The following is a 21,376-nucleotide window of genomic DNA, read 5'->3' as shown; positions in this document are numbered from 1 at the left end:
TACGAAGCCGCGCACGCAGGATGCGACGACTGTGCCTCGCTATTTCGGAACCGGCATAGGGCGCGGCGTAATCGTGATGAATGCTGCGGTGCACAGGCTGCTACGGTCGCCCACGGCTGCGGTCCGATGGCCGCGGCCGGCGGCAGGAGCCGCCCGGACCTGGGCAGGATGCCATCTCGGGAGGGCACCACATGCAACGCGCCAGTTCGAACCACGTGTCTCGCGATCGTTCCGCCGCACCGCCATCGCCGCGCCGCCGCTCGCGCGTCGTGCTGGCGCTGGCCTTGGCCGCGCTCGCGCCGGCCGCCTGGGCCGGGCCGTACAAGGTGTTCGGCAACCACTACGCCTGGGTCAACAACTTCAACGATCCCAACAACGTCATGCAAGGCTCGTTCGGTACCGGCAGCCTGCCCGAGATGACGGTGACCTTCAATTACTCCACCAACAATCTCTACGGCTACCCGGCCATCGTGCGCGGCTGGCACTACGACTGGAACCCGACCAGCGACACGCTGTTCCCGAAGCGGGTCTCGACCATCAACAGCATCCCGGTGACCTTCGGCTACCAGGCCGGCGGCACCAACCTCGGCGGCGACTTCGCCTACGACATGTTCTTCCGCTGGGACACCAACAAGGGCACGCCGCAGCTGGAGGTGATGATCTGGGGCGACCACAATTCGTGGCCGATCGGCACCCAGACCGGCACGCGCGTGATCAGCGCCGGCGGCCGCACCTTCGACCTGTGGGAGGGCTACAACAGCGGCGCCGGCTACTACGTCTATACCTTCATCCCGACCGGCACCGCCGGGCAGGCCAACCTGGCCACCAGCGGCAGCCTCAACCTGGACGTGAAGCCGTTCCTCAACTGGCTGCATGCCAACCGCTCGCAGGACGGGCGCTACAACAACTCCATGTACCTGCACGTGGTCGAGGCCGGTTTCGAGGTCGTGCGCGGCAACGGCTGGGCCTACTTCAACGCGACCATCAACGCGAACTGAGGCCGGGTGCGGCGGGCAGGGGCGATGCATCGCCTCCTGCCCGTCCGTACTCAACGCGGATACGAGCGCGGCAGCGAGCCCTGCCGGCGCAGGTAGCGGTCGCGCAGTTCGGTCTGGCGCGAGCGCATCGGGATGGCGCGGCCGCCGAGCCAGACCTGCTCGGCGTAATGGGCCACGTCGAGCGGATCGCCTTCCCACAGCACCAGGTCGGCCTGCTTGCCGACCGCGATGCTGCCGATGCGGTCGCCGACGCCGAAGATCTCCGCCGGCACCCGGGTCAGGCCGGCCAGGCCGTCGTCCCACGGCAGGCCGTTGGCGACGGCATTGCCGGCCAGCTGCCGCACCTTGCGCGCGTTGTGCGAACCGTCGCCGCCCTGGGTGAAGCTCACTTCCACGCCGGCGGCGCGCAGGCGCGCGGCGTTCTCCAGGGTCGCGCCGATCTGGTCGAAGTTGGACGGCAGGTCGGCCAGGGCTTCGACCAGTACCGGGACCTTGGCCTGGGCCAGCTGCGGGGCCAGCTTCCACGCCTCGCTGCCACCGGCGATGGCGATCCGCACCTTCTCGCGCTGCGCCCAGCGGAGGAGCTGGCGGATGTCGGCGGCGCGCTCGACCTGCACCACGATGCGGCCCTGGCCGGCGAGGTACTTCGCCAGCACCGCGCGGCCGGCCGGGGTGAGCAGGGCATGCGGCGAATCGGCCGGCACGCGGCCGCGCGCCTCGGCGACCAACTGGTCGAGCAGCATCCATTGCGCCGCGCGCGAGTTGCCGGTCAGTTCGGACGCATCCGCGCCCAGGCGCAGGAACAGCGCATGCGGGCCGATCGGATCGGCGCTGCCGTCCAGCCGCACCACGCCGCCCTGGCCGGCGATGAAGGCACCGGACGTCGTCGCGCCGAGCGCCGTGAAACCGATGCCTTCCACGCGCGCCACCGGCACCAGCACCGAATCCGGGTTGTAGGCGAGGGTGGCGTCGAACTCGGGGCGCATCGGCTGGTCGGCCAGTTTCAGGCCGCTGTCGACGGTGGCGTCCTCGCCGGAGACCTCCTCGATGCCGATCTCGGTGATGCCGCCGAACAAGGCCGGCGTCAGCGGCCGCCCCGCGGCCTCGACCACGCTGGCACCGGCCGGCGCGGCCAGGCCGTGGCCGATCGCGCGGATCGTGCCGCCCTGCACCAGCACGTCGGCATGCTGCAGCGTGCCTTGCGCGGTGGCGGTGTGCACGGTGGCGTCGCGGATCAGCACGTCTTGCGCGATAGCGTGGCCGGACCAGAACAGCGACAGCAGCAAGGCCGTTGTTCCCGCGAAGGCGGGAACCCAGCGGCCTCGCTTCTTCCGTTCTCCGGCAGGAAAACCGGGGCACGCCCCTGCATGCGAAGTCCACGGCGACGTCCCTGGGTTCCCGCCTTCGCAGGAACGACGGGCAGAAGCAATGCGGGCCAAGGCAAGGCGAGCGAAAGCAAGGCGAATCACGGCGCACCTCCCTGGCCCAGCATGAAGTCCGAGACCGGCTGCAAGCTCCGGTCGTGGCGGTCGTAGACCTGCGCACCGTCGATGTAGACCTTCTCGGCCAGCGCATACGAGCTGAACGGGCTGCCGTTCCACACCACGACGTCGCCCATCTTGCCCGGCTCCAGCGAACCGGTCTGCTTCTCGACGCCCAGCGCCTTGGCCGCGTTGAGGGTGATCCAGGCGATGGCGTGCTCGGGCGCGACCTGGAGCCCGGCGCGGCGCGCGCTGGCCATCGCCTTGGCCGCTTCCTGGTTGAGCCGCTGGATGCCTTCCTCCGAATCGGAATGCACGATCGCGCAGCTGTCGGCGGGGCGGTCGACCAGCGCGATGTTCTCCTGGATGCCGTCGAAGGCCTCCATCTTGAAGCCCCACCAGTCGGCCCACATCGCGCCGCAGATGCGTTCCTGCGCGAGCCGGTCGGCGATCTTGTACGCCTCCACCGCATGGTGGAACGCGGCGATGTGGAAGCCGAATTCCTTGGACAGGTCGATCATCGTCGCCATCTCGTCGGCGCGATAGCAGTGGATGTGCACGCGGATGTCGCCGTTGATCGCGCCGGCCAGCGTGTCCAGCTTGAGGTCGCGCTTGCCGCCGGTGTCGCCGCTGCTGTCGTCGTCGCCGCCGCGGCTCCACCAGTGGCGCTTGGCGGGCTGCTTCTTCGGTGCGTTCTTGCGCAGGTACTCGGCCGCATCGATGAAGGCGGCGCGATAGCCGGCGACGTTGCCCATGCGCGTGGCCGGGCCGCCCTTCTGGCCGTAGACGCGCTTGGGATTCTCGCCGCAGGCCATCTTCAGGCCCCACGGCGCGCCGGGGAACTTCATCGCCTGGTAGGTCGTGGCGGGCACGTTCTTCAGGGTCACGCCGCGCCCGCCGATCAGGTTGGCCGAGCCCGGCAGCACCTGCAGCGAGGTGATGCCGCCGGCCAGCGCGGTCAGGAAGCCGGGATCCTGCGGCCAGACCGAGTGCTCGGCCCAGACGTTGGGAGTGACCGGCGCGGTCATCTCGTTGCCGTCGCTGTGCGCCTTCACGCCGGGGCTGGGATAGACGCCCAGGTGCGAGTGCACGTCGATGATGCCCGGCGTCACCCACTTGCCCCTGCCGTCGACGCGGGCGGCGCCGGCGGGGGGCGGCAGGCCGCGGCCGACGGCCTGGACCTTGCCGTCGGCCAGCAGCACGTCGGCATCGTCCAGGCGCTGGCCGGTCCCGGTCAGCACGGTGGCGTGTTCGATCAGCACCGGGCCGGAGGCGAGCGGCGCGTAGGTGCTGGGATAGGGATCGGCGACGAAGCGCGAGGCCGCGGCCGCGGGCCCGCACAGCAGGACGCCGGCCAGGCCGGCGAGCAGGAAGTGGCGCATCAGGTTTTTCCCCGGATGGATTGCGTGCAGCAGCCACGACGCTAGCCGGCGCGGGGCGGGCTTGCCAAGCCCCATAGGTCACGCCCCCGGCCCGCCGTGACGCGGCGCAGCGGGTGCCCTTGACCGGGAACGGGCATGCTGTGCGGCGGCCCGCACCTCCCGAGACCGCTCGATGAAACCCGCGGATACACGCAAGCACATCGCCTCCGTATGCGAGTTCTGGGAGCGCGCGGGGCCGGAGCGCTGGTTCTCGAAGAACGAGTCGTTCGACGCCAATTTCCGCCAGCATTTCCTCGAGCTGCATCACGCGGCCGCGCGCCGCGAATGCGAGCACTGGATGGACAGCGCCGACGGCGCGCTGGCGCTGATGATCCTGCTCGACCAGTTCCCGCGGAACTGCTTCCGCGGCGGCGCGCACGCCTATGCCACCGACGGCCTGGCGCGGCACTACGCGCGCCGCGCGATCGAGGCCGGCTACGACTACGAGGTCGCCCCTTCGCTGCGGATGTTCTTCTACCTGCCGTTCGAGCACAGCGAGGATCCGGCCGACCAGGCGCGTTCGGTCGAACTGCATCGCGCCCTGCCCGGCGAGGGCGCCGCCGAATGGGCGCTGCTGCACCGGGACATCATCGCGCGCTTCGGGCGCTTCCCGCACCGCAATGCGGCATTGGGGCGGGACACGACGCCGGAGGAGCAGCGCTTCCTCGACGAGGGCGGGTTCGCGGGTTGACCATCGTTGATGGCCGGCCTGGCGGGCTTTTGTGGGAGCGGCTGAAAAACCCCGCCGCTGCTGAAGCCGCTCCCACAAAAAGCAGGCGGCGGGCCCGAACGAAAAAACGCCGCTTTCGCGGCGTTTTTTCGCGGATCCAGCGCGTGGCTCAGTACTTCGGCACGCCGTTGTCCACCTCGTCGGACCAGGCGTCGATGCCGCCGGCGACGTTGTAGACGCGGGTGAAGCCCAGGCCGCGGAAGTGCTCGGCGGCCTGCAGGCTGCGGCCGCCGCGGTGGCACAGGAATGCCAGCGGGGTGTCCTTCGGCAGCCGTTCCAGCGCAGCGCGCTCCTCGCCGTCGAGCGTGCGGAACGGCGCGTTGACCGAGGCGATCGCGCGCTCGTCGGCCGGGCGCACGTCCACCAGCGTCAGCGTGCCGGCCTTGACCTGGTCGTCGGCGTCGCGCGGGGCCAGTTCCTGCACCGGCTTGGGCGCGTTCGGGTTGTCGATCGCCAGGCCGCGGCCGCGGATGTCGTCCACCCAGTCGATGGTGATGCCGTCGGCGCGCCGCGCGCTGGACGGGTCGAACTGCACGCGCAGGCCGTTGGACTCGGCGGCGATCGCCTTGGGATTTTCCGGCACCAGCTGGAAGTTGGGCTGGAAGCGCGCATCGATCGCCAGCTGCAGCGCCGCGCCCGGGGCGTCGGCGAGCGCGCCCTTGAGCATTTCCACCGCCGCCGGGGTGATGGTGATCGACGGCGGGGTCAGGTCCGGGGCGGCCACGCCCAGCAGCTGGCTCAGTTCGCCGCTCTCGTACATCTGCAGCATGATGTCGCTGCCGCCGACCAGCTCGCCGTCGATGTACAGCTGCGGGATCGTCGGCCAGTCGCCGTAGGCCTTGATGCCCTCGCGGATCTCCTGGTCGGCCAGCACGTTGACGTGGGCGTAGTCCACGCCCAGCTCGTTCAGCACGCCCACGGCCTTGGCCGAGAAGCCGCACTGCGGCATGTTCGGCTGGCCTTTCATGAACAGCACGACGCGGTTGGATTGCAGCAGCGATTCGATGCGCGAACGCAGGGCGGGGTCGAGGGACATCGTGGGGACCGTGGATCTTCTGGGAGACCGTCCATTCTACGCGCCATGCGAAGATGGGGCATGAGCTCTCCGGAAACACTGCATCGCGCCGCATTCCGCCCGCACTGGGGCTGGTGGCTGGCCGCCTCGCAGCTGGCGGTGGCGCTGCTGTGGTGGCGGTTCGGCTGGCCTGCGGGCGTGCCGGCCCTGCTGGGTTCGCACGTCTGCTTCGTCGCCGCGGTGTTCCTGCCCGGGGCCCGGCTGTACGCGCCGGTCGCGACCCGCCTGGCGGGGGCGGAGCCCCGGGTCTGGCTGACCATCGACGACGGGCCGTCCGACGACACGCTGGCGATGCTGGACCTGCTCGACCGGCATGGCGCCCGCGCCACTTTCTTCCTGGTCGGTGAGCGGGCCGCGCGGCGGCCGGAGCTGGTGCGCGAGATCGTCCGCCGCGGCCACGGCATCGGCAACCACAGCCATACCCATCCGCAGCGCTGGTTCTGGGCGCTGGGCCCGCGCCGGATGGCGGCCGAGATCGGCCAGGCCCAGCGCACGTTGCGCGACATCGCCGGGCAGGCCCCGCGCTGGTACCGCTCGGTGGTCGGCATGACCAATCCCTGGGTGGCGGCGCCGCTGCGCAGGCACGGACTGGTGCGGGTGGCCTGGAGCGCGCGCGGGTTCGACGGGGTGGCCTGCGACCCCCGGGCGGCCGTCGCGCGCATCGTGCGCGACCTGCGGCCCGGCGCGATCGTGCTGCTGCACGAGGGCATCGCCCGGGGCCACAACCTGGCGGTCCTGGAAGGCGTGCTGCGCGCACTGGACGAGCGCGGCCTGACGGCGGTGCTGCCGCGGGCGTGAGCCGGGCGCCAGGGCCGCCCGGCACGATGCCGGCGTTACGGCGTTACGCCGGTTCGGCGACGATCAGCCAGTTGTTGAACGGGGTATTGCCGTAGAGCGGGGTGAAGCGGGCGCGCAGCCCGGCGGCGTCGAGCTCGGCCTGCAGGCGCGCGCGCGTGGGAGGGCAGCGCGGGCGCTCCTGCATCCAGCCGGCCACGTGCGCCAGGACATCGCCGATGCGGCTGGTGCGGCCGCGCCGGCTGCCGTCGTCCAGCCCGCAGCGGATCACCAGGCGGGCGCCGGGCTCCAGCATCCGCGCGGTGTCGGCGATCAGCCCGGATTGCCCGGCCTCGGGCAGGTACTGCAGGACGTCGAGGATGGCCACGCTGCCGCGATGGCCGGGTGCGCCGTGCTTGAGGTCGAGCACCTCGAAACGGGCGCGCGGCAGGCCGCTCCGCTCGGCGATCCGGCGCGCGCGGCGGATCTTGGCGGCATCGATGTCCACGCCGCGATAGTCCAGCGCCTGCCCGTCGGCGCGCAGGGCGTGCGCGAGCAGGCCCAGGCCGCAGCCGAGATCGAGCAGCGGCGCGCGGGTGCCGCGCAGGGCCTCGAGCACGCCGGGATAGAGAGGATCGGTGCGCAGCTTGATGCGCGTGTAGTAGTAGTCGTAGCGGTTGCCCAGCGGATGCGCCGGCAGGAAGGCGCGGGCGATCGCCTGGGCTTGCGGCGGACTCAGCGGACGGACGGTGTCGCTCACGGTGCGTTTCGGGGCCGGCGGTGAGGTCAGCTTAGGGCACGCACGGCTTCAGGCAGCGTCAACGCGGTCCAGCCCGCGTACATCGCGGCGGACGGATGCAGCGCGTCGTCGACGAGCATGTCCGCTTCCTCGCCGTGCGCACGGCTGTAGGGCGTGATGTCGATGAAGGCGACGCCGCGCCCGGCGCAGGCCTGGCGCGCGACAGCGTTGAAGGCATCGATCTCGCGCCCGACCAGGGCCGCGTCGCGGCCTTGCGCGCGCGCGAACGGGGTGACGCCCCAGTCCGGGATCGACAGCACCAGCACGCGCTGCGGGCGTCCGGCCGCGAAGGCGATGGCGCGTTCGAGCAGCGCCGCGAACTGGACGCGGTACTCGTCGAGCGGGCGGCCGCGGTACTGGTTGTTGACGCCGACCAGCAGCGTCACCAATCCGAACGGCCCCTGCGGCGCGGCCGCATCGATGCCGGCTTCCAGCTCGTCCGTGGTCCAGCCGGTGGTCGCGACGATCTGCGGATCGTCCAGCGCGATGCCGCGGGCGCGTAGCGCCTGCGCCAACTGCACCGGCCAGCGGCCCGATTCCGGCACGCCTTCGCCGATGGTGTAGGAGTCGCCCAGGGCGAGGTAGCGATGGTTCATGTTCGGCGGGAACGGCGCGCAAGCGCGGCGCGGACAAGGCTGACGGGATGGAGGCCGAGCATACACAATCGCGGCATTCGTCCACCGAGGAGGCTTGCGATGAAACAGTGGCTGCTGCTGGGAGGCGCGATCCTGGCCGAAGTGGTGGCGACTAGTTCGCTCAAGGCCAGCGATGGCTTCCGCAATCCGCTGCCGTCGATCGTGGTGGTGGCCGGGTACGCGGCCGCCTTCTACCTGTTGTCGCTGACCCTGAAGACGATCCCGGTCGGCGTCGCCTACGCGATCTGGTCGGGGCTGGGCATCGTCCTGGTCGCGTTGATCGGCTGGCTGGCCTACGGGCAGAAGCTGGACCTGCCGGCGCTCGCCGGCATGGCGCTGATCGTCGCCGGCGTGCTGGTGATGAACCTGTTCTCCAAGGCCGGCGCGCATTGAGCCGCGGCCTGGCGGCTCCTTCCTGGGCCTGCGAACGGGACCGGGCTCAGGCCGCCGACTGCTTGCGCTTGAGCGGCACGACCTTGGTGTTGGCCTCGGCGCGGCGCGACAGGGCGCGGTCGATGCGCGCGAACACGTCGCGCATCACCGCCGGCTCCGGCAGCAGGGTCACCCGGAAATGGTTGCGGTAGGGCACGTTGAAGCTCGAGCCGGGCACCACCAGCACGCCTTCCTCGTTCATCAGCTCGAGTGCGAACTCGTGGTCGTCGAAGCCGCGCGCGGCATGGCCGACCACCGACGGGAACGCGTACAGCGCGCCGGCCGGGGCGACCAGCGACAGGTGCTCGCTGGCGGCGCAGGCCTCGATCACCGCGCGGCGGGTCTCGTACAGGCGCCCGCCCGGCGAGCACAGCGCGGTGATCGTGTCCGGTCCGTTGACCGCGGCCTCGATCGCGTACTGGCCCGGCACGTTGGCGCACAGGCGCAGCGCGCCGAGCAGGTCCATCGCGTTGCGCAGGTCGCCGATGCGGGCGATGTCGCCGGACAGCAGCGCCCAGCCCACGCGCCAGCCGCAGGCGCGGTGCACCTTGCTCAGGCCGCCGTAGGTGATGCACGGCACGTCGCCGGCCAGCGGCGCGACCGGCTGGAACCGCGCCCCGTCGTAGAGGATCTGGTCGTAGATCTCGTCGACCATCAGCAGCAGGTCGTGCTTGCGCGCGATGGCGACGATCTTCTCCAGCAGTTCGCGCGAGTAGCTGGCGCCGCTGGGGTTGTTCGGGTTGATCAGCACGATCGCGCGGGTGCGCTGCGAGACCAGGGTCTCGATCTGCACCGGGTCGGGCAGGAAGCCGTTCTCCGGCAGGCAGCTGTAGAACACCGGGCGGCCGTCGTTGAGGATGGTCGCGGCCGACCACAGCGGGTAGTCAGGCGAGGGCACCAGCACTTCGTCGCCCGGGTTGAGCAGGGCGCGCAGCGACAGGTCGATCAGCTCGGACACGCCGTTGCCGACGAAGATGCGGTCCGGATGGGCATCCGGGTGCTGGCGCTTGGCGTAGGCCGCGGCGATCGCCTCGCGCGCCACCGGCAGGCCCTGCTGGTGGGTGTACGGGTCGGTGCGGCCCATGTCGTCGGCGATCGCGCGCTGCAGGTGCTCGGGCGCGCGGAAACCGAAGTTGCCGGGATTGCCGATGTTGAGCTTGACCAGCTTGTGGCCCTGGGCCTCCAGCTCCCGGGCTCGCCGCGCCAGTTCGCCCCGGATCTCGTAGCGGACTTCGGACAGGCGTGCGCGGGTGGCGAGCGGCTTTTTCGGGGCGGACATGGAGGTGGGGGCCGTCTTGGCGTGGAACCGGCATGGTAGCGGAAATGCGCCGGGACTGAATGGCGGTTTTCCTTGCAGTTGCAACCACGTTCGGCCAATAGCCGGGGCCCCGGAGCCGGCCTGGGCGTGCGCGGCCCGGGGCCGTTCCCGGGCCGTCAGGACGCGCTGCTCGGGGAAAAAGCCAATTGGGGCGGCAGCGTCGCCGGTTCGAGCCGCTTCTCGATCCCGTGCTCGGTCCAGGTGCGGCGGCTGCGCCGGGTCTGCGCGCGCAGCTGGCGGTTGAAGGCGATGCTCTCCGCGGTGGCGTAGCCGCGCGGATGGTCCAGATGCAGGGCCACGGTGCGGTGGCGGATGCGCTTGCCGCGGACGCCGGCGTTGGCCAGGCGCTCGCCGAATTCGCGGTCCTGGCCGCCGTAGCGCATGCGTTCGTCGAAGCCGTTCACCGCCAGCAGGTCGTGCTTCCAGCCGGAGGCGCCGTGCCCGTTCCAGCTGGCGCGAGCCGGGCTCACCAGGTCGAGCAGCCAGCCCAGCCGCGGCCCGGCGGACAGCTTGAGATCGCGCCGCGAGGCCCGCATGCCGCGCTCCCGCAGCCAGCGCACGTCGAAGCAGCGGCCGCTGGCGATGTCCTGCGCGCCGATCGCGCGGCTCGTGTCCATCGGCAGCTTGTGGTAGCCGCCGGACAGGAAGCGCCCGGGTTCGCGCAGGCGCAGGTGGGTGGCGACGAAGTCGCGGCGCGGGATGCAGTCGCCATCGGTGAAGATCAGGTAATCGGCGTTGCTGGCGACGATCGCGCGGTTCAGCGCCTCGCACTTGCGGAAGCCGCGGTCCGGCTGCCACAGGTGCAGCACCGGGTACGGCAGGCCGGGCCGCAGTCGTTCGATCGTGGCCCGCGTTTCCTCGCCGCTGCCGTCGTCGGCCACGATCACCTCGAAGTCGAGCCGGCTCTGCGCGGCGAAGCCGAGCAGCACCTTCTCCAGCCACGCGGGCTGGTTGTAGGTGGTGAACACGATGGTGGCGGCGGGCACGTTCGGCATGGCGGAGGCTCGGCGGAAGGCGGTCGCGGCGGGTGGCCGCCACGAACGGAAACATGGCGGCGATACAGTGCGCGGGCATCCCCATGCCCGTGCCGCAGGGCACTCTGACGAGCCATCGCGACAATGCCGTTACGCGCACATGACCCCACGCCGATTTCCGCGACCGTGATCACCCGCGACGAGGCCGATCGCATCGCCGATTGCCTGGCTTCGCTGGCGTTCTGCGACGAGATCGTGGTGGTCGATTCCGGGTCGGGAGACGCCACGCGGGATATCGCCGAGCGCATGGGCGCGCGCGTGCTGGTGCGGCCGTTCGACGGATTCCGCAGCCAGAAACAGTTCGCGGTCGAGCAGGCCGCGCACGACTGGGTGCTGTGCGTGGACGCCGACGAGCGCATCGACGCGGTGCTGCGCGAGGCGATCCTGGCCGAGCGCGCGGCCGGCTTCGCACGCGCGGCCGGCTACCGTTTCGCGCGCAGGTCGTGGTACTTCGGCCGCTGGCTGCGCCACGGCAATGCCTATCCGGACCGCAAGTTGCGGCTGTTCGACCGCCGCCGCGGCGGTTGGCGGGGCGAACGCGAGGTGCACGAGAGCGCCAGCGTGGACGGGCCGGTGGCCACGTTGCCGGGCGACCTGCTGCACCTGCCGTTCCGTTCGTTCGAGCACCAGCTCGACAAGGGCCGGCGCTATGCGCAGATGATGGCCGAGCATGCGCATGCGCGCGGCAAGCGCGCGTCCTGGAGCAAGCTGGTGCTGGCGCCGGCATGGCGGTTCTGGCGGGGTTATCTGCTGCGCGGCGGCTTTCTGGATGGGCGAGCGGGATTGGTCTATGCGTACGTGACCGCGTTCACCGCGCGCCAGAAGGCGATCCGGTTGTGGGGATTGCAGGCGGGGGATGGGGGGAACGGTCCGGGTACATGATTCGCGCGTGGCGTGCGGCGCCTCCCGCCGAGGCGCGGCGCGTTCGCGCGGCCCTTTCGCCGCGGCGCCGTCTCCCTGCCGCCGTCCCGCGAAGCCGGGCCTGGCGACTTCCTCGCCCCATCCAGCCTGCGCCATCCCTCTATCGGTGCTCGCCTCGCTGGGCGTCGCGTCCAAGGGGCGGATTCCAGCCCAGGCTCGCTCGCCTCCGGGCGGCGGACCCGTAGAATCCCCGCCATGACCGATGCTTCTCCCGACTACCCCGAACTGCGCCGGATCGGCTGGCCCTGGATTGGCACGGCCGAGGACCCGGATTGGCAGGCGCTGTTCGAGGCGCATCCGCAGGCGTTGCCGGCACGGGTGGTCGAGCAGCATCGCTCCGGCTACGTGGTCGCCGATCGGGTCGATGCGGCGATCAAGGCCGAGTCGCTCCCGCAGTGGCAGTTGCCGCGCTTCCCTTCGCATGAGCGTGCCGCGGTCGGCGACTGGGTATTGATGGAGGGATCCCGGATCGTCGCGCTGCTGCCGCGGCGGAGCGCGATCAAGCGCGGCGCGGCCGGCGAGCATTACCACCAGCAGGTGATCGCGGCCAACATCGATACGGTGTTCATCGTCTGCGGGCTGGACGACGACTTCAATCCGCGCCGGATCGAGCGCTACCGCCTGCTGGTCGGCAGCGGCGGCGCCGAGCCGGTGGTGGTGCTGACCAAGGCCGACCGCAATGCCGATGTGCCCGGCGCGGTGGCGGCACTGATCGACCTGGCGGCGCAGGACGTGCCGGTGCGCGCCGTCAACGCCAAGGATCCGCACAGCGTGAGCGCGCTGCAGGCCTGGCTCGGGCCGGGCCGCACCGCGGTGCTGGTGGGATCGTCCGGCGCCGGCAAGTCGACCCTGACCAACACCTTGCTCGGCGTGGAGAAGATGCGCACCGGCGAGGTGCGCGAGAGCGATTCGCGCGGCCGCCACACCACCACGCACCGTGCGTTGATCGCGCTGCCGGACGGCGCCTGCCTGATCGACACGCCGGGCATGCGCGAGCTGAAGCCGACCGGCGAGGAAGACCTGGCCGAGGGCGGCTTCGCCGACATCGAGGCGCTGGCGGCGCAGTGCCGCTTCCGCGATTGCTCGCATCGCAGCGAGCCCGGCTGCGCGGTGCGCGCGGCGATCGAGGCGGGCCGGCTCGACCCGGCGCGGCTGGCGAACTACCTGAAGCTGCGCGACGAGGTCGCCGGAGCCGCCGGCAAGCTGGCGGTGCGGCTGGCGCAGAATGCGGCCGCGAAGGCGCCCGGCAAGCCCTCCGACAAGCGCTCCGGCGGACGGCGTGGACGGCGTTGAGATGATGACCGGGACCGACCGCGCCGTCGCGCATCACGCGGCGCTCGATGCGCGGTTGGTGCGCGCGGTGCGCGGGATCAAGCTGCTCAGCCTGACCAGCTGGCCGGCGTCGTTGCAGGCGCCGTTCCTGGAGAGCGTCGCGCGCGGTGCGCCCAGGCCACCGCAGGTGGCGTACCCGCGGCTGGATTTCGCCGATGCCCGCCGCGAGCTGGAGGCGATCGCCGCGGCGGCCGATCCGCAACACCCGCTCGGCCACTACCTGCGCGAGTCCGTGCGCAGCTGGGACCTGGCCGCGGCGTTGCTGGAGTCGCTCGGGACCGTGCAGGCGGCGCGCCATTCCGAACGGCTGTTCGGCGTGCCCGACGACCCGATGCCGGGCGAGGGCCCGACCACGCGCGAGGCGGCGCGGCATTTCATCCAGATCGCGCAGGAGCTGGATCGCGAGCTGCTGGCGCCTGAGGAGCAGGTGCCGGTATCGGCGACCGCGCTGGCCCTGCAACTGCAGAACGACCTGGACGATTTCTTCGAAGGGCGCGTGATCGCGGTCGAGCTGGACCCGGAGCTGATCGCCAAGGCCGCGGCCGGCCCGGAGCGCATCCGCTTGCGCAGCGGCGCCAGCTTCGGCGACTACGACCGTGCGCAGTTGTTCCACCACGAGGCGCTGGTGCACTCGCTGACCGGGCTCAACGGGCGCGAGCAGGCGAACCTGCCGAGCCTGGCGTTGTCGTCGCCGCGCGTGACCGCGACCCAGGAGGGGCTGGCGACCTTCGCCGAGCAGATCACCGGCAGCATCGATATCGAGCGGCTGAAGCGGATCAGCCTGCGCATCGAAGCGATCGCGCGGGCGCGCGAGGGTGCGGACTTCGTCGAGGTGTTCCGCTATTTCCTCGACGCGGGACAGAGCGAGGCCGAGAGTTTCGCGTCGGCGCAGCGGGTGTTCCGCGGCGTGCCGACCGGGGGCGGCGCGGCCTTCTGCAAGGACACGGTGTACCTGCGCGGGTTGGTGGCGGTGCACACGTTCTTCCGCCAGGCGCTGCAGCGCGACCGCTTGCCGCTGTGCCGTTGGCTGTTCGCCGGCAAGATGGCCCTGGAGGACGTTGAGCCGTTCGCGCCGTTGTTCGACGCGGGCGTATTGGCGCCGCCGCGGTGGCTGCCGCGCTGGGTGCTGCGCACCAGCGGATTGGCGGGGATGCTGGCGTTCTCGCTGTTCGCCAACCGGATCAGGATGGACCGGTTGGGACGCTTGCCCGGCGAGGACGAGGCCGGTTGAGCCCTCCGGCGCGTCCCCTTCGGGAGGCATCCCGGTCCCGGAGGCTCATCCCATGTACAGCCCGCCGTTGACCGCATAGTCGGCGCCGGTCACGTAGGCGGCCTCGTCGGACACCAGCCATGCGCACAGGCCGGCCACTTCCTCGGCCTTGCCGAGCCTGCGCACCGGCACCGAGCTGGCGAGCCGGTCGAGCACGTCCGGCGGGAAGCTGCTGATGGAAGCGCTGGCGATGTAGCCGGGCGAGATCGTGTTGACGGTCACCCCGCGCATCGCCACCTCCTGCGCCAGTGCGCGGGTGAAGCCGTGCATCGCCGCCTTGGCGGTGGCGTAGTTGACCTGGCCGATCTGCCCTTTGTGCGCGCTGACCGAGCCGATGTTGACGATGCGGCCCCAGCCGCGCGCGGCCATGCCGTCGATCACCTGCTTGGTGATGTTGAACAGCGAGTCGAGGTTGCTGGCGATCACCGCCCGCCAGTCCTCGCGGTTCATCTGCCGGAACAGCATGTCGCGACTGCCGCCGGCGTTGTTGACCAGCACGTCGATCTCGCCGACCTCCGCGCGCACCTTGTCGAAGGCGGCCACGGTGGACTCCCAGTCGGCGGCGTTGCCTTCGGAGGCGATGAAGTCGAAGCCGAGCTCGCGCTGCTCGCGCAGCCAGGCGGCCTTGCGCGGCGAGTTCGGGCCGCAGCCGGCGACCACGGTATGGCCGTTGCGGGCGAGCTTCTGGCAGATCGCGGTGCCGATGCTGCCCATGCCGCTGGTGACGTAGGCGATGCGGAGGGTCATGGTGTCGTTCCTCGGGAGTGGACGCGGGCGGACAGTGGGGGGAGGGCTCAGGCCGCGAGCGGGTACAGCGCGAACAACAGGCTGCCGGCCATCAGCAGCAGCGAGATCAGCACCGCCCATTTCAGGGTGAAGCGCTGGTGGTCGGCGAAATCGACCTTGGCCAGGCCGCACAGCAGGTAGGTGGACGGCACCAGCGGGCTGAGCAGGTGCACCGGCTGGCCGGCCAGCGAGGCGCGCGCCATCTCGACCGGGGTTATGCCGTAGTGGCCGGCGGCCTCGGACAGGATCGGCAGCACGCCGAAGTAGAACGCGTCGTTGGACATGAAGAAGGTGAACGGCATGCTGGCGATCGCGGTGATCACCGCGAGGTAAGGACCCCAGCTTTCCGGGATCACCGCCAGGAAGCTGCGCGACATCGCCTCGACCATGCCGGTGTTGGAGAGGATGCCGGTGAAGATGCCGGCGGCGAAGATCAGCGACACCACGGCCAGCACGTTGCCGGCATGGTTGACCAGGCGACGGCGCTGCTCGGCCAGGTTCGGGTAGTTGATCACCAGCGCCAGCGCGAAGCCGATCATGAACAGCACCGGCATCGGCAGCACGCCGATCACCAGCGCGGTCATCAGCGCCAGCGTCAGCGCGAAATTGACCCACAGCAGCTTCGGCCGCTTGGTGTCCTCGGCGTCCTCCACGCGCGGCAGCGCATCGCCATCGTCGGACACGCTGGCGTCGAGCCAGTTGTCGCCGGGCAACTGCACCACGCCCAGGCGCGCGCGTTCCTTCAGGCCCAGGTACCAGGCCAGCAGCAGGATGCCGGCGATCGACAGCGCCATCGCCGGGACCAGCGGGATGAACACGTCGGCGGGATCGACGTGCAGCGCGGTGGCGGCGCGCGCGGTGGGGCCGCCCCAGGGCGTCAGGTTCATCACGCCGCCGGCGAGGATGGTCACGCAGGTCATGTTGAGCGCGTTCATGCCCAGCCGGCGGTACAGCGGCAGCATCGCCGACACCGTGATCATGTAGGTGGTCGAGCCGTCGCCGTCGAGCGAGATCAGCAGGGCGAGGATCGCCGTGCCCATCACGATCTTCATCGGGTCGCCCTTGACGATGCGCAGGATGCGCCGCACCAGCGGGTCGAACAGGCCGGCATCGATCATCACGCCGAAGTAGAGGATGGCGAACATCAGCATCACGCCGGTCGGCGCGATCTTCTTGATGCCTTCCAGCATCATCTCGTTGATGCCGGAGCCGAAGCCGCCGGCCAGCGCGAACACGATCGGCACCACGATCAGCGCGACCAGCGGCGAGAGCCGCTTGCTCATGATCAGGTACATGAAGGTGATGACCATTCCGAAGCCGAGCACGGTCAGCATGGGAGTTCCTCGGTAATGCGGGGGAGGGAGGGCTTCTGTAGGGGGCGTCTTGCGGGAGGGACTTCAATCCCGGCGCTTCCCGGGAAGTCCCATCGGGAATGAAGTCATTCCCACAGGAGCGGGCCTGTCAGAAGTCGTAGTGGAAGCGCCCGGTCACCGCGCGGGTGTGGTCGAGCGTGGTGCCGGCCAGGTGGTCGCGGTTGCGGCTGTCGATCAGGTCCAGCATCAGCCGCAGGTTCGGCTTGAGGTACCAGTTCGCGCCGAGCGTCCACGAGGCGGTGGAGGCGTCGATCAGGTCGGCGCCGCCGATGCGGTGCTGCTCGCCCCACATGCGGTCGTAGCGCAGCGCCAGTTCGAACGCGCCGGCATCGTGGTTGAGCGCCTTGACCCGGCCGAAACGCCCGGTCTTGCGGTCGTAGGCGCGCGATTCGCCGGTGACGAACCAGCTGACGAAGCCGTAGGCCGCCTGCACGCGGGCGCGCTGCGCGCCGTCGTCGAACAGGCCGCCGCTGTACTCGCCCTGCCAGGACAGCGGGCCGCGCACCTGCGCGTACTCCAGCGACCACTTGTCCACGTCGGTGTCGCGGCCGTCGGCGAAGCGCGCCAGGGTCAGCCGGCTGTTGTCGGAAAGGTGCCCGGCCGGGCGCGGGCGGATGCTCAGCACCGCCGCGCCGTCGCTGCCGGGATGGTCGTAGCGCTCGTGCGCCAGCGACAGGCCCAGGTGCAGCACGTCGCCCTCGCGCGCGCCGGGTGCCCAGGTCGCGCGGCCGCCGAAGGCGCCGCCCTTGGTGTCGGAAACGTCGATGCTTTCCAGGCTGTAGACGCTGGCCGCCCAGGTGTAGTCCTTGCCTGCGGCCTGCCAGGACACGGCCTTGCGGTACAGCGGCGCCAGCGTGCTGGCCGCGCCGCCGCGTTCCAGGAACTGGCCATAGTTGGAGCCGGTGCGGTCGTCCAAGGTGAAGTACTGCTTGAACTGGCCGATGGTCAGCACGCCGCGATCGAAGCTGCGGGTGATGTAGACGTCCTTGGCCTCGATGCCCTTGCTGCCCGGCTCGTCCTGCAATCCGGCGAAGTCGCCTTCGAACTTGTAGCCGAAGCCGTAGAACTTGCCGGATACGTCCAGCCACACGCGCCGGAATTCGGTGTCGTTGCGGTTCGGCGCGCCGCGGTCGTCGTTGTCGAAGCGGGCGAAGTCCCAGTGGATGCGACCGCCGAGCTCGGCGGTGACGTTGCCGTCGGCCCATTCGGCGGCGGTGGCGGTGCCGGCGGCGAACGCCAGCGCGCAGGCCAGCGGACCGCGCAGGCGCAGTGTGTGGTGATGCACGTACCCTCCCAGGTGCGCGTGATGGCGCGTTGTTCCAGGGCCATCCCCGTGGCGGGGTGGCCGTACCGGGAGACTAGGCGGGCAAAGCTGTCATCCACCTGTCGAAGATGCCTCGGGACCGGGAGCCCGGGATCCGGCGAAGCGGCAAGCCCACTCCGGATTGGCGTTGTCGCGGGAGGGACTTCAGTCCCGACGGGCTTTGCCGGCCTGCTGTCGGGACTGGACGGCCTCGGCATGCCGAGGCCATTCCCACAAAGAAGCCCAAAAAACGGCAGGGAAAGCATCAAATCGCTTGACAGCCAAGGCCAGGCAAAGATGCTTTTCCCGAATCCCGAATCCCGAATCCCGAATCCCGAATCCCGAATCCCGAATCCCGAATCCCGAATCCCGAATCCCGAATCCCGCTTAAGATCCCTCCCGATGCGCATCCTGCTGGTAGAAGACAATCCCGACCTCGCCGACGCCATCGTGCGGCGCATGCGTCGCAGCGGGCATGCGGTGGACTGGCAGAACGACGGCATGGCCGCGGCCGGCGTGCTGCGCTACCAAAGTTTCGACCTGGTGGTGCTCGATATCGGGCTGCCGCGGATGGACGGGCTGCGGGTCCTGCAGGGCATGCGCGAACGCGGCGATACCACGCCGGTGCTGATGCTGACCGCGCGCGACGGCATCGAGGATCGCGTGCAGGCCCTGGACGTGGGCGCCGACGACTACCTCGGCAAGCCGTTCGATTTCCGCGAGTTCGAAGCCCGCTGCCGCGTGCTGCTGCGGCGCAACCGCGGCCAGGCCAGCGAAGTGGTGCAGATCGGCGGGTTCCAGTTCGACAACGCCGCGCACCGCGTGAGCCTCGATGGCGAGGTGCTGGACCTGCCCAACCGCGAGTACCGCCTGCTGGAGATCCTGATCGGCCGGCTCGGCCAGGTGGTCGGCAAGGACGAGATCGGCAACGGCCTGTTCGGTTTCGACGACGAGGCCGGGCCGAACGCGATCGAACTGTATGTCGCGCGGCTGCGCAAGAAGCTGGCCGGCGCGCCGCTGCGCATCGTCACCGTGCGCGGCACCGGCTATCTGCTGGAGGCCATCGAGGCCGGGACGGACGATGGAACGGCCGGCTGACGGCGGTTCGATCCGTCGCACCCTGTGGCTGTACCTCGGGCTGCTGTCCGCGCTCGGGGCGGTGGTGCTGTTCTTCGGCGCGCGCGCGTACGGCGAGCGCGCCGCCAACCGTTCCTACGACCACCTGCTGGTGTCCTCGGCGCTGTCGATCCTCGACAGCGTCGCGCTGGCCGGCGGGCACTGGCAGGTGGACCTGCCGTACGCCGCGCTGGACCTGCTGGCGATGGCGCCGGACGACCGCGTGTTCTATCGCGTCTACGACCTTCGCGGCGGCACGATCACCGGCTACGGCGACCTGCCGGCGCCTCCGCGCGCGCCGGTCGCCGGCGCCTCGCCGCAACTGTTCGACGCCGACTACAGCGGCGAGCGCGTGCGCTTCGTGGTGGTCGCGCGGCTGGTGTCCTCTGCGGCCGGGCAGGCGGAGGTGCGCGTGCAGGTCGGCCAGACCAGGCGCGCGCGCGACGCGCTGGCCCGCGCGGTGGTGGTCAACGCGCTGCTGGCGATCGCGGTGCTGACGGCGCTCTCGCTGGCCCTGGTCGGGCTCGGCGTGCATCGCGCGCTGCGGCCGCTGCGACGGATCGAGAGCGACCTGTCGCGCCGCGAACCATCCGATCTCAAGCCGCTCGTGGTGGCGCCGCCGCGCGAGATGGCGCACATGGTCGGCGCGCTGAACCGCTTCATGGAGCGCCTCGCCGGCAGCAACGAGACCCTGCGCGCGTTCATGGCCGAAGCCGCGCACCAGATGCGCACGCCGTTGGCGGCGTTGCGCGCGCAGGCGCAGCTGGCGCTGGACGAGGACGATCCGCGCGAACTGCGCCGCAGCCTGGAGGCGATCGAGCGCAACGCCAGCCACATGAGCCGCCTGCTCAACCAGCTGCTCAGCGACGCCAGCGCCATCCACCGCTCGCAACTGCAACGCTTCGAAACGGTGGACCTGGCCGAGCTCGTGCACCAGGCGCTGCACGAGGCGATCCCGCGCAGCGGCGGCGCGCCGCGGGTGCAATTGGCCATCGATCCGCAGCCGGCGCGCGTGCATGGCGATGCGCTGCTGTTGCGCGAGGCGTTGAAGAACCTGATCGACAACGCCTGCAAGTACGGTGGCGGCGCGCCCTTGCAGCTCGCGTTGACCAGCGACGAACGCGAGTGCGTGCTGGCCGTGGCCGACCATGGCCCCGGCATTCCCGCCGCGGAGGCCGAGCGCGTGTTCGAGCGCTTCGTGCGCGGCGAGCATGCCCCTTCCGGTGGTGCCGGCCTGGGCCTGGCGATCGTCAAGCGCATCGTCGAGAGCCATGGCGGCCGCATCGATCTTTCCAACCGCGTCGGCGGCGGCCTCGTCGCCACGCTGCGATTCCCGCGGGTGCACGCATGAGCCATACAACGAGTACGCGCGAAGGGCGCAGGGTTCCCGTACTGGCGGGGGCGATGGTCCGGCCATCTCCGGGAAAGCCAGGATGGTATCGGTGGCCCTTGCTGCTGTTGCTGGCCTGCTGCCTGCAAGCGTTCGCCAACCCGGGCGACGTGAAGCGCTTTCCGGCGCAGGGGCCGGCAACCGCGCAGCTGCGCATCCAGGGATCGACCGACATCGAGGTGTTCGCCGCGGTGATCGCCGACTACCAGCGCCTGCATCCGGGCACCGAGGTGGTCTACGAGGACGTGATCGCCTGGGACATGTACGACCGCTACCTGCATCCGCAGGCCGGCGCGGCCGGCGCGGACCTGCTGATCAGCGCGAGCATGGACCTGCAGACCAAGCTGGTGAACGATGGCCACGCGCTCGAGCATCGCTCGCCGCAGACCGAGGCGCTGCCGCAGTGGGCGCGCTGGCGCAACGAGATCTTCGCGATCAGCTACGAGCCGGTGGCGATCGTCTACAACACCCGGCGCTTGCCTGCGGCGAAGGTGCCGCATACGCGCCGCGAGCTGCTGGCGCTGCTGCGCGACCCGGCCATGCCGCTGCGCGGGAAGGTCGGCACGTACGATGTCGAGCGCAGCGGCGTGGGCTACCTGTTCGCGACCCAGGACGCGCAGCTCGGCAGCATCGCCGGCGCCTTGCTGGCCGCGCTCGGCGACAACCAGGTGCACCTGGAGGAACGGACCGGCGTGCTGCTGGACAAGGTCGCGCAGGGCGAGCTGGTGCTGGCCTACAACGTGCTCGGCTCCTATGCGCAGGCGCGCATCGATGCCGGCGCCCCCTTGGCGATCGTGCAGCCGGAGGATTACACGCTGGTCGCCCTGCGCACCGCCGTGATTCCGCGCCGCGCGCCGCACGTGGCCGAGGCCCGCCGTTTCCTGGACTACCTGCTGTCGCCGCGCGGCCAGCAAGTGCTGGCGCGCGAGGCCCGGCTGGCGCCGATCGTGTCGGCACCGGCGCGCACCGCGCCGCCGTTCCGGCCCATCGCGCTCGGCCCCGGCCTGCTGGTGTACCTGGACGCGCTCAAGCGCCAGCAATTCCTCGATGCCTGGCGCAGCAGCGTCAGGCAGTCGGCGACCGCCGGCCCTTAAGAAAGCCGCTCTCCCCTGGCGCGCCAGGCGTCCAGACGTGTGCGCACCGATGGTTCGCAGGCAACACGCCTTGCCCCAGGAGGGAGAAGGGAAA

At 70.7% G+C, this 21,376-nt stretch carries 20 protein-coding genes and 1 pseudogene; 10 read left to right on the top strand and 11 right to left on the bottom strand.

What is annotated here, in order from left to right; translation table 11 throughout:
* Positions 1-191: 191 nt before the first annotated feature.
* Positions 192-998 (top strand): GH12 family glycosyl hydrolase domain-containing protein, encoded by an 807-nt coding sequence (locus FD678_RS04500; protein WP_140719688.1) that lies wholly within the window; start codon positions 192-194, stop codon positions 996-998.
* 50 nt (positions 999-1,048) lie between these two features.
* On the opposite strand, the gene FD678_RS04495 is transcribed toward FD678_RS04500, so the two are convergent.
* Positions 1,049-2,284: an amidohydrolase family protein gene (locus tag FD678_RS04495; RefSeq protein ID WP_140719686.1), complete on the bottom strand. Its 1,236-nt coding sequence runs from the start codon at positions 2,282-2,284 to the stop codon at positions 1,049-1,051.
* Between the two features lie 179 nt (positions 2,285-2,463).
* Positions 2,464-3,861, bottom strand: a complete 1,398-nt coding sequence (locus FD678_RS04490) for an amidohydrolase (protein WP_140719684.1) — start codon at positions 3,859-3,861, stop codon at positions 2,464-2,466.
* A gap of 172 nt (positions 3,862-4,033) precedes the next feature.
* Between FD678_RS04490 and FD678_RS04485 the strand changes: the two genes are divergently transcribed.
* A complete protein-coding gene (locus FD678_RS04485; RefSeq protein ID WP_140719682.1) occupies positions 4,034-4,591 on the top strand; it encodes a DUF924 family protein in 558 nt (185 codons plus the stop codon).
* A 148-nt stretch (positions 4,592-4,739) separates the two neighbouring features.
* Here FD678_RS04485 and FD678_RS20945 read toward each other — a convergent pair whose 3' ends face one another.
* Together FD678_RS20945 and grxD are read right to left on the bottom strand one after the other, a co-directional pair.
* Entirely contained in the window at positions 4,740-5,297 is a 558-nt protein-coding gene (locus tag FD678_RS20945) for a rhodanese-like domain-containing protein (RefSeq protein ID WP_256661867.1), read from the bottom strand.
* A gap of 60 nt (positions 5,298-5,357) precedes the next feature.
* Positions 5,358-5,666, bottom strand: a pseudogene (grxD, locus tag FD678_RS20940) (Grx4 family monothiol glutaredoxin); the annotation flags it as partial.
* Between the two features lie 60 nt (positions 5,667-5,726).
* Between grxD and FD678_RS04475 the strand changes: the two are divergent.
* Positions 5,727-6,503: a polysaccharide deacetylase family protein gene (locus tag FD678_RS04475; RefSeq protein WP_140719678.1), complete on the top strand. Its 777-nt coding sequence runs from the start codon at positions 5,727-5,729 to the stop codon at positions 6,501-6,503.
* A 43-nt stretch (positions 6,504-6,546) separates the two neighbouring features.
* On the opposite strand, the gene FD678_RS04470 is transcribed toward FD678_RS04475, so the two are convergent.
* On the bottom strand, positions 6,547-7,239 hold the full coding sequence (locus tag FD678_RS04470; RefSeq protein ID WP_218569488.1) for a methyltransferase domain-containing protein: 693 nt from the start codon (positions 7,237-7,239) through the stop codon (positions 6,547-6,549).
* 26 nt (positions 7,240-7,265) lie between these two features.
* Positions 7,266-7,874 carry an SGNH/GDSL hydrolase family protein gene (locus FD678_RS04465; RefSeq protein ID WP_140719676.1) on the bottom strand — a complete coding sequence of 203 codons (609 nt, stop codon included), beginning with the start codon at positions 7,872-7,874 and terminating at the stop codon, positions 7,266-7,268.
* Between the two features lie 99 nt (positions 7,875-7,973).
* Between FD678_RS04465 and FD678_RS04460 the strand changes: the two genes are divergently transcribed.
* Positions 7,974-8,306, top strand: coding sequence for a DMT family transporter (locus FD678_RS04460; protein ID WP_140719674.1), 333 nt, complete (start codon positions 7,974-7,976; stop codon positions 8,304-8,306).
* A gap of 46 nt (positions 8,307-8,352) precedes the next feature.
* Here FD678_RS04460 and FD678_RS04455 read toward each other — a convergent pair whose 3' ends face one another.
* Both FD678_RS04455 and FD678_RS04450 read right to left on the bottom strand, forming a co-directional pair.
* A complete protein-coding gene (locus tag FD678_RS04455) occupies positions 8,353-9,624 on the bottom strand; it encodes a pyridoxal phosphate-dependent aminotransferase (protein WP_140719672.1) in 1,272 nt (423 codons plus the stop codon).
* 155 nt (positions 9,625-9,779) lie between these two features.
* Entirely contained in the window at positions 9,780-10,658 is an 879-nt protein-coding gene (locus FD678_RS04450) for a glycosyltransferase family 2 protein (RefSeq protein WP_140719669.1), read from the bottom strand.
* Positions 10,659-10,823: 165 nt separating this feature from the next.
* On the opposite strand from FD678_RS04450, the gene FD678_RS04445 reads away from it, so the two are divergent.
* The 3 genes from FD678_RS04445 (at position 10,824) to FD678_RS04435 (ending at position 14,181) form a co-directional block, all read left to right on the top strand.
* The gene (locus FD678_RS04445) at positions 10,824-11,579 is read left to right on the top strand and encodes a glycosyltransferase family 2 protein (RefSeq protein WP_218569487.1); all 756 of its coding nucleotides are present in this window, start codon (positions 10,824-10,826) and stop codon (positions 11,577-11,579) included.
* A gap of 234 nt (positions 11,580-11,813) precedes the next feature.
* Entirely contained in the window at positions 11,814-12,911 is a 1,098-nt protein-coding gene (rsgA, locus tag FD678_RS04440; RefSeq protein ID WP_140719664.1) for a ribosome small subunit-dependent GTPase A, read from the top strand.
* 4 nt (positions 12,912-12,915) lie between these two features.
* Entirely contained in the window at positions 12,916-14,181 is a 1,266-nt protein-coding gene (locus tag FD678_RS04435) for a flavohemoglobin expression-modulating QEGLA motif protein (protein WP_140719662.1), read from the top strand.
* 45 nt (positions 14,182-14,226) lie between these two features.
* Here the strand turns inward: FD678_RS04435 and phbB are convergent, their stop codons facing one another.
* From phbB to FD678_RS04420, 3 genes are all read right to left on the bottom strand, one after another.
* Complete coding sequence (gene phbB / locus FD678_RS04430) at positions 14,227-14,967, bottom strand: acetoacetyl-CoA reductase (protein WP_140719660.1); 741 nt, start codon at positions 14,965-14,967, stop codon at positions 14,227-14,229.
* A 47-nt stretch (positions 14,968-15,014) separates the two neighbouring features.
* The gene (locus FD678_RS04425; RefSeq protein WP_140719658.1) at positions 15,015-16,340 is read right to left on the bottom strand and encodes a CitMHS family transporter; all 1,326 of its coding nucleotides are present in this window, start codon (positions 16,338-16,340) and stop codon (positions 15,015-15,017) included.
* A gap of 127 nt (positions 16,341-16,467) precedes the next feature.
* Positions 16,468-17,664 (bottom strand): OprO/OprP family phosphate-selective porin, encoded by a 1,197-nt coding sequence (locus tag FD678_RS04420; RefSeq protein WP_177497559.1) that lies wholly within the window; start codon positions 17,662-17,664, stop codon positions 16,468-16,470.
* 420 nt (positions 17,665-18,084) lie between these two features.
* Between FD678_RS04420 and FD678_RS04415 the strand changes: the two genes are divergently transcribed.
* The 3 genes from FD678_RS04415 (at position 18,085) to FD678_RS04405 (ending at position 21,282) form a co-directional block, all read left to right on the top strand.
* Positions 18,085-18,780 carry a response regulator transcription factor gene (locus FD678_RS04415; RefSeq protein ID WP_140719656.1) on the top strand — a complete coding sequence of 232 codons (696 nt, stop codon included), beginning with the start codon at positions 18,085-18,087 and terminating at the stop codon, positions 18,778-18,780.
* Positions 18,764-20,149, top strand: coding sequence for a sensor histidine kinase (locus tag FD678_RS04410; RefSeq protein ID WP_140719654.1), 1,386 nt, complete (start codon positions 18,764-18,766; stop codon positions 20,147-20,149). Before FD678_RS04415 ends, FD678_RS04410 begins: the two co-directional genes overlap by 17 nt.
* 98 nt (positions 20,150-20,247) lie before the next feature.
* On the top strand, positions 20,248-21,282 hold the full coding sequence (locus FD678_RS04405; protein ID WP_218569486.1) for an ABC transporter substrate-binding protein: 1,035 nt from the start codon (positions 20,248-20,250) through the stop codon (positions 21,280-21,282).
* Positions 21,283-21,376: the final 94 nt, after the last annotated feature.

The sequence above is a fragment of the Pseudomonas sp. Hp2 genome, assembly GCF_006386585.1.
In the GTDB taxonomy this organism is placed as follows: Bacteria; Pseudomonadota; Gammaproteobacteria; order Xanthomonadales; family Xanthomonadaceae; genus Pseudomonas_S; species Pseudomonas_S boreopolis.
This window is presented reverse-complemented; position numbering and strand designations above follow the sequence as displayed.